11 protein-coding genes are annotated in these 13,292 nt (G+C 70.3%); all 11 read left to right on the top strand.

Annotation, left to right across the window (positions count from 1 at the left end; all coding sequences use genetic code 11):
- Nucleotides 1-2 precede the first annotated feature (2 nt).
- The 11 genes from ASV56_RS21000 to yjfF all read left to right on the top strand — a co-directional run bounded on the left by ASV56_RS21000 (nt 3) and on the right by yjfF (nt 13,231).
- On the top strand, nt 3-1,391 hold the full coding sequence (locus ASV56_RS21000; RefSeq protein WP_062563914.1) for an NAD(P)H-dependent oxidoreductase: 1,389 nt from the start codon (nt 3-5) through the stop codon (nt 1,389-1,391).
- A 3-nt stretch (nt 1,392-1,394) separates the two neighbouring features.
- A complete protein-coding gene (gene otnK / locus ASV56_RS21005; RefSeq protein ID WP_062563915.1) occupies nt 1,395-2,648 on the top strand; it encodes a 3-oxo-tetronate kinase in 1,254 nt (417 codons plus the stop codon).
- Complete coding sequence (gene otnC, locus ASV56_RS21010; RefSeq protein ID WP_062563916.1) at nt 2,645-3,295, top strand: 3-oxo-tetronate 4-phosphate decarboxylase; 651 nt, start codon at nt 2,645-2,647, stop codon at nt 3,293-3,295. Before otnK ends, otnC begins: the two co-directional genes overlap by 4 nt.
- A 237-nt stretch (nt 3,296-3,532) precedes the next feature.
- Nucleotides 3,533-4,522 (top strand): AraD1 family protein, encoded by a 990-nt coding sequence (gene araD1, locus ASV56_RS21015; RefSeq protein WP_062563917.1) that lies wholly within the window; start codon nt 3,533-3,535, stop codon nt 4,520-4,522.
- Nucleotides 4,523-4,530: 8 nt separating this feature from the next.
- Nucleotides 4,531-6,273: an L-arabinonate dehydratase gene (gene araD, locus ASV56_RS21020; RefSeq protein WP_062563918.1), complete on the top strand. Its 1,743-nt coding sequence runs from the start codon at nt 4,531-4,533 to the stop codon at nt 6,271-6,273.
- A complete protein-coding gene (locus ASV56_RS21025; RefSeq protein WP_062563919.1) occupies nt 6,273-7,184 on the top strand; it encodes a Gfo/Idh/MocA family protein in 912 nt (303 codons plus the stop codon). Before araD ends, ASV56_RS21025 begins: the two co-directional genes overlap by 1 nt.
- Before the next feature lie 10 nt (nt 7,185-7,194).
- Nucleotides 7,195-8,700, top strand: a complete 1,506-nt coding sequence (locus ASV56_RS21030; protein ID WP_062563920.1) for an aldehyde dehydrogenase (NADP(+)) — start codon at nt 7,195-7,197, stop codon at nt 8,698-8,700.
- A 41-nt stretch (nt 8,701-8,741) separates the two neighbouring features.
- Nucleotides 8,742-9,704 carry a galactofuranose ABC transporter, galactofuranose-binding protein YtfQ gene (gene ytfQ, locus ASV56_RS21035; RefSeq protein WP_062563921.1) on the top strand — a complete coding sequence of 321 codons (963 nt, stop codon included), beginning with the start codon at nt 8,742-8,744 and terminating at the stop codon, nt 9,702-9,704.
- A gap of 55 nt (nt 9,705-9,759) precedes the next feature.
- Nucleotides 9,760-11,256, top strand: coding sequence for a sugar ABC transporter ATP-binding protein (locus ASV56_RS21040; RefSeq protein ID WP_062563922.1), 1,497 nt, complete (start codon nt 9,760-9,762; stop codon nt 11,254-11,256).
- Nucleotides 11,253-12,272, top strand: a complete 1,020-nt coding sequence (locus tag ASV56_RS21045) for an ABC transporter permease (RefSeq protein WP_062563923.1) — start codon at nt 11,253-11,255, stop codon at nt 12,270-12,272. The genes ASV56_RS21040 and ASV56_RS21045 overlap by 4 nt, the downstream gene beginning before the upstream one ends.
- Nucleotides 12,269-13,231 carry a galactofuranose ABC transporter, permease protein YjfF gene (gene yjfF, locus ASV56_RS21050; protein WP_062563924.1) on the top strand — a complete coding sequence of 321 codons (963 nt, stop codon included), beginning with the start codon at nt 12,269-12,271 and terminating at the stop codon, nt 13,229-13,231. Before ASV56_RS21045 ends, yjfF begins: the two co-directional genes overlap by 4 nt.
- Nucleotides 13,232-13,292 lie beyond the last annotated feature (61 nt).

The following is a 13,292-nucleotide window of genomic DNA, read 5'->3' on the forward strand; positions in this document are numbered from 1 at the left end:
CCATGAACCACCTGCGGATGTTCGCCGGGCGCGAGACGCGCCGCATCGAATGCGCCCTGATCGGCAGCGGCGGTTTCGGCCGCAGCTTCCTGTCGCAGGCGCGCCATGTGCGCGGCCTGTCCTGCCGGCTGGCCTTTGACCGCGACCCGGCCATTGCCGCCGCCGCCCTGGCCGCAACCGGCCATGACCGCGCCGAGATCGCGCAATGCGCCGACGCCGCGCAGATCCGTGCGGCCTGGGCGGCGGGCAAGCCCATCGCCGCCAGCAACCCCGCGCTCTTGGCCGAAGTGCCGGTCGAGGTGGTGCTGGAGGCGACCGGAAACCCCGAGGCCGGCGCCCGCCACGCCCGGCTGGCCATCGAGGCCGACAAGCATGTCGTCATGGTGACCAAGGAGACCGACAGCGTCGTCGGCCCGATCCTGGCGCGCATGGCGGCGGCGCAGGGCCGGGTGGTCTCGCCGGTCGACGGCGACCAGCCCAGCCTGCTGATCGGCCTTGCCACTTGGGCCGAGGTGGTCGGGCTGCGCCTGGTCGCGGCCGGCAAGTCCAGCGAATACGACTTCGTCTATGACCCGGCGACCCGGACCATCACCAGCAACGGCGTGACCGTGCCGGCGCCGGACTTCGGCGCCTGGACCCTGGCCGGCGACCGGCCTTGGCCCGAAGTCGCCGCCGGCCGCGCCAAGGCGGCTGCCGCCCTGCCGCAGCGCGCCGTGCCGGACCTGTGCGAGATGACGGTGGTCGCCAATGCGCTTGGTCTTGGCCCCGACCGGGCCGACCTGCACGCGCCCATCGCCCGCATCACCGAACTGGCCGATATCATGGCGCCGGCTGCCGACGGCGGGCTGTTGGGGGGCACGCCGGCGCTCGACGTGTTCCACTGTCTGCGCCTGCCGGGCGAGCCCAGCTTTGCCGGCGGGGTCTTCGTCACCGTCGCCTGCGAGGACGACGAAAGCTGGGCCATGCTGCGCGACAAGGGCCATGTCGTGGCCCGGAACGGCCGCACCGCGATGATCGGCCTGCCGCGCCACCTGCTGGGGCTGGAAGCCGCCACCACCGTCTTCGAGGTCGCGCTGCTGGGCCAGTCCTCGGGCGTGGCAGAGCCGCGCCCGGTGATCGACCTGACCGCCCATGCCGACCGCGACCTGCCCGCCGGCACGCTGCTGTCGGCCGAGGGGCACCACCACTCCATCGCCCATGTCTCGGGCCGGATGACCCCGGCGGCGGCGCTGGCCGAGGACGCGCCGATCCCCTATTATCTGGCGGCGGGGCGCAAGCTCGCGCGCGATGTCGCGGCCGGCCAGCCGATCCGCTGCGCCGACGTGGCGCTGGACGAGGGGTCCGAACTCTTGGCCTTGCGCCGGGCGCAGGACGCGCAGGACTGGAGCTAGGCCATGCTGCTGGGCTGTATCGGCGACGATTTCACCGGCTCGTCCGACCTGGGCAATACGCTGGTCAAGGCCGGCATGCGGACCGTGCAATATTGCGGCATCCCCGAGGTGCCGGCGGATCCCGCGGTCGAGGCCGGGGTGGTGGCGCTGAAGACCCGCTCGGTCCCGGCGGCCGAGGCGGTGCGCCAGTCGCTGGCGGCGCTGGACTGGCTGCGCGCCCAAGGCTGCCGGCAGTTCCTGTTCAAATACTGCTCGACCTTCGATTCGACGCCGCAGGGCAATATCGGCCCGGTGGCCGAGGCGCTGGCCGAGGCGCTTGGCGCCGATGCGGTGATCTTCTGCCCGGCCTTTCCGGCGGCGGGGCGCACGGTCTGGCAGGGCCACCTGTTCGTCGGCGACCGGCTGCTCAGCGAAAGCGGCATGGAGGCGCATCCGCTGACGCCGATGACCGACCCCGACCTGCGCCGCTGCTTGGCCGCGCAGGCGAGGTGCGGCGTCGGCCACCTGCCGGCCGCCACGGTCTGGCAGGGGGTGCCGGCGATCCGCGCGCGGCTGGCGGCCGAGGCCGAGGCCGGGCGGCCGCTGGTCATCGCCGATGCGATCCGCGACGCCGATCTGGTGGCGCTGGGTCAGGCGGCGGCCGATATGCCGCTGATCACCGGCGGCTCGGGCATCGCGCTGGGGCTGCCGGGAAACTTTGCCCGCGCCGGCCTGCTGGCCGGGGGGGCCGCCCCGTGGCAAGGCCAGCCGGGCCGGGCGGCGGCGCTGTCGGGTTCCTGCTCGCGCGCGACGCGGGGACAGGTGGCGCGGCATGTCGCGAGCGGTGCGCCGGCGCAGGAGATCGACCCCGAGGCGGTGCTGTTGGGCGCAGCAACCCCGCGGGCGGCGGCCGATTGGGCGCTGGCGCAAGACGGCCTGCCGCTGGTCTATTCCTCGGCCGATCCGCAGGCGGTGCGCGCGGTGCAGGACCGCCACGGCGGCGCCCGGGTCGCGACCGCGCTGGAGGGCTTCATGGCCGAGACCGCGCGGCTCTTGGTCGCGGGCGGCGTGTCCCGGCTGATTACCGCCGGCGGCGAGACCTCGGGCGCGGTGGTCGAGGCGCTGGCCCCCGGCGCGCTGGAGATCGGCCCCGAGATCGCGCCCGGCGTGCCCGCGATGCGCGCCGGCGCGGGGCTGGTGCTGGCGCTGAAATCCGGCAATTTCGGCGCCGAGGACTTCTTTGCCGCCGCCGATTCCGTGCTTGCGGGCCGGGCATGAGCACGGATGCCCGCCTGCGCGAGCGGCTTTGCGAGCTTGCCGCCTCGATGTTCGCGCGCGGGCTGACGGCGGGGTCCAGCGGCAATATCTCGGTCCGCACCCCGGATGGCGGCTTGCTGGTCAGCCCGACCGGCAGCAGCTTCGGCCGGCTCGATCCGGGCCGGCTGGCGCATTTCGACGCCTCGGGCCGGCAGGTCGGCGGCGATGCCCCGACCAAGGAAATGCCGCTGCACGCGGCCTTCTACCAGACCCGGGCGCGCACGGCGGCGGTGGTGCATCTGCACTCCTGCCATGCCGTGGCGCTGTCGGCGCTGCCCGAGGCGGATGCCGAGGATTTCCTGCCGCCGATCACCCCCTATGCGCTGATGCAGCTGGGCCGGGTGCGGCTCTTGCCCTATTTCCGCCCCGGCGACCCGGCCATGGGCGAGGCGGTGCGCGGCCTTGCCGGCCGCCGCTCGGCCGTGATGCTGGCCAATCACGGGCCGGTCGTCGCCGGGCTCGACCTCGAAGGCGCCTGCAATGCCATCGAGGAACTCGAGGCCACCGCCCGGCTGGCCCTGCTGTTGCGCGGCACCCGGCCGAACATGCTGGACTCCGCCCAGGTCGCCGAACTGCTGCGCCTGCACGAGATCGCCTGGCAGGACTGACCTAATCATATCAAAATTGATATGGCGAATGGTGGCAATGTCATTTTATTATCATGTCGTCGCGGCGTTATCGTTCCGTCAGGCCGCCGTCGCAAGCCGGGGCCGATGCGGCGGCGCTGCGCCGCCGGGAGGGGGATGCAAGGCAATCGGATGCGCCGCCATGCGGACGTCTGACCACGCATGACCTGAGCCCGGCGCGGCCCTCGCATCCATCGCAAGCGCAAGGGGGATCGGCCCATGTTCCTGTCGCAAATCAGACTGCCCGACGGCAGCCGCGCCGTCGCCCTGCGGCACGAAACCGAGGCCCGGCTGGTGCCCGGCGCCACCGCGACCCGCGACCTGGCGCTGGACGCCATCGCCGCCGGCCGCAGCCTGGCCGACGAGGTCCAGGCGCGCGGCCAAGGCGCCGCGGTCGATCTGGCGCAGGTGCTGGCCGAGGGGCGGATGCTGCTGCCGCTGGACCATCCCGACCCGGCGCATCTGCACCTGACCGGGACGGGGCTGACGCATCTCGGCTCGGCCGCGACGCGCAATGCCATGCATGCCAAGCTGGACGGCGACGAGCTGACCGACAGCATGAAGATGTTCCGCATGGGTCTGGAAGGCGGCAAGCCCGGCGCCGGCCAGGTCGGCGCGCAGCCCGAATGGTTCTACAAGGGCAACGGCCATGCCGCCGTGGCGCCCGGCGCGGCATTGGACAGCCCCGGCTTTGCGCTGGACGCGGGAGAAGAGCCGGAAATCGCCGGGCTTTACGTCATCGGCCCGGACGGCACGCCCTTCCGGCTGGGCTTCGCGCTGGGGAACGAGTTTTCCGACCACGTCACGGAACGCGGCAATTACCTGTGGCTGGCGCATTCCAAGCTGCGCCCGGCGAGCTATGGCCCCGAGCTGCGGCTGGGCGACCTGCCGCAGCATGTCGAGGGCACCAGCCGCGTCATCCGCGACGGCGCCGTGATCTGGGAAAAGCCGTTCCTGTCGGGCGAGGCGAACATGAGCCACAGCCTGGCCAACCTGGAACACCACCATTTCAAATACCCGCTGTTCCGCCAGCCGGGCGACGTGCATGTGCATTTCTTCGGCACGGCGACGCTGTCCTTTGCCGACGGCGTCTCGGCCCGGCCGGGCGACAGTTTCGAGATCAGTTGCGACGCCTTCGGCCTGCCGCTGAAAAACCCGCTGAGCCAACAGCCCAACGCATCGGCGCCGGTCGCCGTCTTTGCCCTCTGAGGTCGCCCATGTCCTTCAAACCCGCCCCCTGGCCCCGTCAGCTTCGCTCGCAGCACTGGTATGGCGGCACCTCGCGCGACACGATCTATCATCGCGGCTGGATGAAGAATCAGGGCTATCCGCACGACCTGTTCGACGGCCGCCCGGTGATCGGCATCCTGAACACCTGGTCGGACCTGACGCCCTGCAACGGCCACCTGCGCGAACTGGCGGAAAAGGTGAAGGCCGGGGTCTGGGAGGCCGGCGGCTTTCCGGTCGAGGTGCCGGTGTTCTCGGCGTCCGAGAACACGTTCCGGCCGACCGCGATGATGTTTCGCAACCTCGCCGCGCTGGCGATCGAGGAGACCATCCGCGGCCAGCCGATGGACGGCGCGGTGCTGCTGGTCGGCTGCGACAAGACCACGCCCAGCCTGCTGATGGCGGCGGCCTCGACCGACATTCCCTCGATCATCGTCACCGGCGGCCCGATGCTGAACGGCTATTTCCGCGGCGAGCGGGTGGGGTCCGGCACGCATCTGTGGAAGTTCAGCGAGGCGGTGAAGGCCGGCGAGATGACGCAGGAGGAGTTCCTGGAGGCCGAGGCGAGCATGTCCCGCTCATCCGGCACCTGCAACACTATGGGCACGGCCTCGACCATGGCCTCGATGGCCGAGGCGCTGGGGATGGCTCTGTCCGGGAATGCCGCGATCCCGGCGGTGGATTCGCGCCGCCGCGTCATGGCGCAGCTGTCGGGCCGGCGCATCGTGCAGATGGTCAAGGACGACCTGAAGCCCAGCGACATCCTGACCAGGCAGGCGTTCGAGAACGCGATCCGCACCAATGGCGCCATCGGCGGTTCGACCAATGCCGTGGTGCATCTGCTGGCGCTGGCCGGCCGGGTCGGGGTCGACCTGACGCTGGACGACTGGGACCGCTGCGGCCGCGACGTCAAGACCATCGTGAACCTGATGCCCTCGGGGCAATACCTGATGGAGGAGTTCTTCTATGCCGGCGGGTTGCCCGTGGTCATCAAGCGGCTGGGCGAGGCCGGGCAGCTGCACAAGGACGCGCTGACCGTCAGCGGCGCCACGATCTGGGACGAGGTCAAGGACGTGGTGAACTGGAACGAGGACGTGATCCTGCCCGCCGACCGGCCTCTGACCGACCAGGGCGGCATCGCGGTGCTGCGCGGCAACCTGGCGCCCAAGGGCGCGGTGCTGAAGCCCTCGGCCGCCAGCCCGCATCTGATGGTGCATCGCGGCCGTGCCGTCGTCTTCGAGGACATCGACGACTACAAGGCCAGGATCGAGGACGAGGCGCTGGACATCGACGAGACCTGCGTCATGGTGCTGAAGAACTGCGGCCCCAAGGGCTATCCCGGCATGGCCGAGGTCGGCAACATGGGCCTGCCGCCCAAGGTGCTGCGCAAGGGCATCACCGACATGGTGCGGATTTCCGACGCGCGCATGTCGGGGACGGCTTACGGCACCGTGGTCCTGCACACCTCGCCCGAGGCGGCGGCGGGCGGGCCGCTGGCCGTGGTGCGCGACGGCGACATGATCGAACTGGACGTGCCGAACCGCCGGCTGCACCTGGACATTTCCGACGCGGAACTGGCGGCGCGGCTGGCGGCATGGCAGCCGCTGCCCGACCAGCCGGCGAGCGGTTACGCCTGGCTGCATCAGGCGCATGTCATGGGCGCGGATACCGGCGCGGACCTGGATTTCCTGCGCGGCTGCCGTGGCAACCCGGTCGGAAAGGACAGCCACTGATGAAACTCGCGCTCGTCGGCATTGGCAAGATCGCGCTGGACCAGCACGTTCCGGCGCTGGCCTCCAGCCCGGACTGGGAACTGGCCGCGACGGTCAGCCGCCACGGCCGGGTCGATGGGGTCGAGGCTTTCCCGCGCATCGAGGACATGCTCGACGCCCGCCCCGACATCGGCGCGGTCAGCCTGTGCCTGCCGCCCGTGCCGCGCTTCGAGGCGGCGCAGGCGGTCTTGCGCGCCGGGCGGCACCTGATGCTGGAAAAGCCGCCCGGCGCGACCTTGGCCGAGGTGCATATCCTGCGCGACCTGGCGCAGGCGCAGGGGGTGACGCTTTACGCCACCTGGCATTCGCGCATGGCCCATGCCGTTGCCGGTGCCAAGGCATGGCTCGCCGATCGCGTGATCCACGAGGGCCGGATCACCTGGCGCGAGGACGTGCGCAAATGGCATCCCGGCCAGGACTGGATCTTTCAGGCCGGCGGCATGGGCGTCTTCGACCCCGGCATCAACGCGCTGTCGATCCTGACCGAGATCCTGCCGATGCCGGTGCATCTGCGCGCCGCCGAGCTGGATTTCCCGGAAAACCGCCAGGCCCCCATCGCCGCGCGGCTGGCGCTGTCGGGCAATATCACCGCCGATTTCGATTTCCGCCAGCAGGGCCCGCAGACCTGGGACATGGAGTTCCGGACCGACGCCGGCCGGCTGGCGCTGCGGCTGGGCGGCAATGTGCTGGAGATCGACGGCACCGAGGCCGGCGGGCGGGCCAGCATCATGGGCGAATACCCGGCGCTTTACGCGCGCATGGCGGAGCTGGTGCGCAGGGGCGCCTCCGAGGTGGACCTGTCGCCGATGGTGCTGGTGGCGGACGCCTTTACCCTTGGCAGCCGCAATACCGTGGACGCATTTGACTTTTGAAGGAAAACCGATGGACTGGACACCGCAAGGCAAGCATCTGATCGCGGGCGAATGGGTCGGGGGCGAGGCGACATTCCGCTCGGCCCCCGCGCATGGCCCGGCGCATGATTTCGCCAGCGGCACCGTCGATCTGGTGGATCGCGCCTGCGCCGCGGCCGAGGAGGCGTTCTGGACCTATGGCTGGACCGCGCGCGAAGAACGCGCGGCTTTCCTCGACGCCATCGCCGACGAGATCGAGGCGCGGGCCGAGGCGATCACCGCCATCGGCACGCAGGAAACCGGCCTGCCCGAGGCCCGGCTGCAAGGCGAGCGTGGCCGCACCGTGGGCCAGTTGCGGCTGTTCGCGGACCATATCCGCAAGGGCGATTACCTCGACCGCCGCCACGACAAGGCGCTGCCGGACCGCCAGCCGCCGCGTCCCGACCTGCGGCTGATCCAGCGCCCGATCGGGCCGGTGGCGGTCTTCGGCGCCTCGAACTTCCCGCTGGCGTTCTCGACGGCGGGCGGCGACACCGCCTCGGCCCTGGCGGCGGGCTGCCCGGTGGTGGTCAAGGGCCACCCCGCCCATCCCGGCACCGGCGAGATCGTGGCCGAGGCCATCCTTGCCGTCATCCGCGCCACCGGCATGCCCGCCGGCAGTTTCGGCTTCATCCACGGCGACCGGCACGAGACCGGCGCGGCGCTGGTGCAGCACCCGCTGATCCGCGCCGTCGGCTTCACCGGCAGCCTGGGCGGCGGCCGGGCGCTTTACGATCTTTGCGCCGCGCGGCCCGAGCCGATCCCCTTCTTCGGCGAACTCGGCAGCATCAACCCCTGTTTCGTGCTGCCCCATGCGCTGGCGGCGCGCGGCCAGCAGATCGCGCGCGACTGGACCGCCAGCCTGACCATGGGCGCGGGGCAGTTCTGCACCAATCCGGGCCTGCTGGTGCTGCGCGCCGAGGATGCCGAGACCTTCACCGCCGCCGCCGCCGAGGCGCTGACGGACGCCCCGGAACAGGTCATGCTGACCGATGGCATCGCCGAGGCCTATCGCGCAGGCGCCGCCCGTATCGGAGCCCATGCCGCGCCGGTGCTGGCCTGCGACAGCCGGGGCCGCAATGCGCGGCCCGGCATCTACCGGACCAGCGCGCGGGACTTCCTGCACAGCCACGCCCTGGGGGAAGAGGTCTTCGGCCCGCTTGGCCTTGTCGTCACCACCAGTTCGGACGACGAGATGCTGGGCCTTGCCCGCGCGCTGGACGGCCAGCTGACCGCCACCTTGCAGATGGAGGCCGGCGACACCGCGCTGGCCCGCCGGCTGATGCCGGTCCTGGAACGCAAGGCCGGCCGGGTGCTGGCCAATGGCTGGCCCACCGGGGTCGAGGTCGCCGACGCCATGGTGCATGGCGGCCCTTACCCGGCATCGACGAATTTCGGCGCCACCAGCGTCGGCACCCTGGCGATCCGCCGCTTCCTGCGGCCGGTCTGTTTCCAGAACCTGCCCGACGCGCTGCTGCCGGAGGACTTGCGGGGCTGAGAGGACAGCCCCGTAGAAAACGGTCATTGAGGGAGGAAACCATGACCAGATTCCTGATGAGCACCGCCGCCGCTGCCGCGCTGGCGATCTCGGCCACGGCCGCGCTGGCCGAGGGCGAAACCATCGGCTTTTCCCAGATCGGCTCGGAATCCGGCTGGCGCGCGGCCGAGACCACGCTGACCAAGACCCAGGCCGAGGAACGCGGCCTGAAGCTGCAATTCTCGGACGCGCAGCAGAAGCAGGAAAACCAGATCGCCGCGATCCGCTCCTTCATCGCGCAGGGCGTGGACGCGATCCTGCTGGCCCCGGTCGTCGCCACCGGCTGGGACGCCGTGCTGCAAGAGGCCAAGGAGGCCGAGATCCCGGTCGTGCTTCTGGACCGGCAGGTGGACAGCTCGGACGATCTTTACCTGACCGCCGTCGGCTCGAACCTGGTGCATGAGGGCGAGGTCGCCGGCAAATGGCTGGTCGACACCGTCGGCGACAAGGAATGCCGCGTCGTCGAGTTGCAGGGCACCACAGGCTCCAGCCCCGCCATCGACCGCAAGAAGGGCTTCGAGAACGCGCTGGCCGGCCATGACAATCTGAAGATCGTGCGCAGCCAGACCGGCGATTTCACCCGCGCCCAGGGCAAGGAGGTGATGGAAAGCTTCCTGCAGGCCGAGAATGGCGGCAAGGACATCTGCGCGCTCTATGCCCATAACGACGACATGGCGGTCGGCGCGATCCAGGCCATCAAGGAGGCCGGGCTGAAGCCGGGCACCGACATCCTGGTCGTGTCCATCGACGGCGTGCCGGACCTGTTCCAGGCCATGGCCAATGGCGAGGCGAACGCCACCGTCGAGCTGACCCCGAACATGGCCGGCCCGGCCTTCGACGCGCTCGCCGCCTATTGGAAGGACGGCACCCAGCCGGCGAAGTTCCTGCAGACCGAGTCGAAGCTCTACACGCAAGCCGACGACCCGGCCGGCGAATACGAGCGCCGCAAGGGTCTGGGCTACTGACAGCCGGCGGCCGGGCCGTCCATGCGGCGGCCCGGACCGAGCAAGGAGGGGCACGATGCTGCTGACCATCCGGTCTTTGACCAAGACATTCCCGGGAACGAAGGCGCTGGACGCGGTGGATTTCGACTTGGCCGCCGGCGAGGTCCACGCGCTTCTGGGCGAGAACGGCGCCGGCAAGTCCACGCTGATCAAATGCCTGACCGGCGCCTATCGCCGCGACGGCGGCACCATCACCCTGGACGGCGCGCAGATCGACCCGCAATCCACGGTCGAGGCGCAGGAGCAGGGCATCGGCACCGTCTATCAAGAGGTGAACCTGCTGCCCAACCTGACCGTGGCGCAGAACCTGATGTTCGGCCGCGAGCCGCGCCGCTGGGGGCTGATCGACAGCCGCGCCCTGCGGGCCGAGGCGCGCGAGACGCTGCGGCCCTATGGCCTCGACATCGACGTGGACCGCGATCTGGGCAGCTATTCCGTCGCCATCCAGCAGATCGTCGCCATCGCCCGCGCCGTGGCGCTGTCGGGCAAGGTGCTAATCCTGGACGAGCCGACCGCCAGCCTGGACGCGGCCGAGGTGCGCATGGTCTTCGACGTGGTGCGGGGGCTGCGCGAGCGCGGCCTGGGCATCGTCTTCGTGTCGCATTTCCTCGACCAGGTGTTTGACCTGACCGACCGCGTGACCGTGCTGCGGAACGGCCGCAAGATCGTGACCGAGCGCACGGCCGAGCTGGACCGGGTGAAGCTGATCGAGCACATGCTGGGCCGCGCGCTGGAGCATGAGGTGGCCGGGCAGGCCGCCCGGACCGCCGCCGCCCGCCCGTCCTTGCTGGAATTCCGCGGCTTCGGCCGGCGCGGCGTGGTCGAGCCCTTCGACCTGACCGTGGGGCAGGGCGAGGTGGTGGGGCTGGCGGGATTGCTGGGCTCGGGCCGGACCGAAAGCGCCGAGATGATGTTCGGCGTGCGCCCCGCGCAATCGGGCGAGGCCAGCGACGCGCAGTCCCGGCTGGACCTGTCCAGCCCGCGCGCCGCCATCGCCGAAGGCTTCGGCTTCGTCCCCGAAGAGCGCAAGACCGACGGCATCGTCGCCGAACTGTCGATCCGCGAGAACATCATCCTGGGCCTGCAGGCCCGGCGCGGCTGGGCGCGGCCGATTCCGCGCGCCGAACAGAACCGCATCGCCGACGACTATATCAAGCGGCTCGACATCCGCACCTCGGGCCGGGAAAAGCCCATCGGCGAGCTGTCCGGCGGCAACCAGCAAAAGGCGATCCTCGCCCGCTGGCTGGCGATGAACCCGCGCTTCCTGATCCTGGACGAGCCGACGCGCGGCATCGACGTCGGCGCCCATGCCGAGATCCTGCGCCTGATCCGCGAGCTGACCCAGGCCGGCATGTCGATCCTGCTGGTCTCCAGCGAGATCGACGAGCTGGTCGCCAGCGCCGACCGGGTGATCGTACTGCGCGACCGCCGCCATGTCGCAGAGCTGGACGGGCCGCGCGTGACCGGGGCCGAGATCATGCGCGCCATCGCCGGCGGGGAGGTGGCGGCATGACCCTGCTGAAACGCATTGCCCCGCAACTGGTGGCGCTGGCGCTGCTGGTGGCGCTGGTGACGGTGTTCTATCCGGATTTCCTGAAGATCGGCATCAGCGGCGACCGGCTGGTCGGGCCGATGATCGACGTCTTGAAGCGCGGCGCGCCGGTGGCGCTCTTGGCGGTGGGCATGACGCTGGTCATCGCCACGCGCGGCATCGACCTGTCGGTCGGCACCACCATGGCGATCTGCGGCGCGGTCGCCGCATGGGCCGTGGCCGGCGGCTGGGGGCTGGTGCCCGCGCTGCTCTTGGCGCTGGCCGCCGGTGCGCTCGCGGGGCTGTGGAACGGGCTCTTGGTCGCCGTGGTCGGCATCCAGCCTTTCGTCGCCACGCTGATCCTGATGACCATGGGGCGCGGCATCGCCCAGCTGATCACCGAAGGGCGCATCCTGACCTTCACCGACGCAGGCTTCGCCTTCTTCGGCTCGGGCAGCCTCTTGGGCCTGCCGGTGCCGGCCTGGCTGTGGCTGGCCTGCGGGTTGGGCATGGCGGCGCTGATGCGGCGCACCGCGCTTGGCCTGCTGGTCGAATCCATCGGCATCAACCGCCGCGCCAGCGCCCTGGCCGGGGTGAACGCCACGGTGCTGCTGATCGCGGTCTATGTCGTCTCGGGGCTTTGCGCGGCGCTGGCCGGGATCGTCGTCACCGCCGACATCCGCGGGGCGGACGCCAATAATGCCGGACTGTGGCTGGAGCTTGACGCCATCCTGGCCGTGGTGATCGGCGGCAATTCCCTGCTGGGCGGGCGGTTCTCCATCATCGCCTCGCTCTTGGGCGCGCTCATCATCCAGACCATCGACACCGGCATCCTGCTGGCCGGGTTCCCGTCCGAATACAATCTGGTCATCAAGGCCGGGCTGGTGCTGGTGATCCTGGTGCTGCAATCGCCGCGCATCGCCGCGGAATGGCGGCTGTGGCGCGACAGCCACCGCGCCAGCCGCGAGGCCGCGCTGCAACGAGGAGCCGCGAAATGAACACCCGCGCCCTGCCGCTTTACGCGACCGCCGTGATCTTCCTGCTGGCCTATCTGCTGTGCTGGCTGCAATTCCCGAACATCCTTTCGACGCGGGTGATCGGCAACCTGCTGACCGACAACGCCTATCTGGGCATCGTCGCGGTCGGCATGACGCTGGTGATCCTGTCGGGTGGCATCGACCTGTCGGTGGGCAGCGTCATCGCCTTTTCCGGCGTGTTCATTGCCGTGATCCTGCGCGAGACGTCGCTGCACCCGCTGGTCGTCTTCGCCCTGCTCTTGGCGCTGACCACCGCCTTCGGCGCGGCCATGGGCTTCCTGATCGACCGGCTGGCCATGCCCGCCTTCATCGTCACGCTGGCCGGCATGTTCCTGGCGCGCGGCACGGCCTATATGCTGTCGATCGACTCGGTGCCGATCGCGCATCCGTTCTACAAGACCCTGCAATCGGCCTATTGGCTGATGCCGGGCAAGGGCCGGCTGACGCTGATCGGGGTCGTCATGCTGCTGACGGTGCTGGCGGGCATGGTCGTCGCCCACAAGACTCGCTTCGGCGCATCCGTCTATGCGCTTGGCGGCGGCGAGGCGACGGCGCGGCTGATGGGCGTCCGGCAGGGCCGCACGACCATGCTGGTCTATGCCTTTTCGGGGCTGATGGCCGGGCTCTCGGGCATCGTGTTTTCCATCTACACCGGCTCGGGCTATTCGCTGGCGACGGTGGGGACAGAGCTGACCGCCATCGCGGCGGTGGTGATCGGCGGCACGCTGCTGACCGGGGGCGCAGGCTATATGTTCGGCACGCTGGTCGGCGTGCTGACCATGGGGCTGATCCAGACCTACATCGTCTTCGACGGCACGCTGTCGAGCTGGTGGACCAAGATCGTCATCGGCGTGCTGCTGCTGGTCTTCATCCTGCTGCAGAAGGGGCTGCTGAAACTGTCGCAATCCCGTCTGGCGTGATCGCGAAGGTTGCGGTTCCCGTCCGCTGCTTTCATAGTCGGCGCGGGCAGCGATGAGACGG

The sequence above is a fragment of the Paracoccus aminovorans genome (genome assembly GCF_001546115.1).
Classification (GTDB): domain Bacteria; phylum Pseudomonadota; class Alphaproteobacteria; order Rhodobacterales; family Rhodobacteraceae; genus Paracoccus; species Paracoccus aminovorans_B.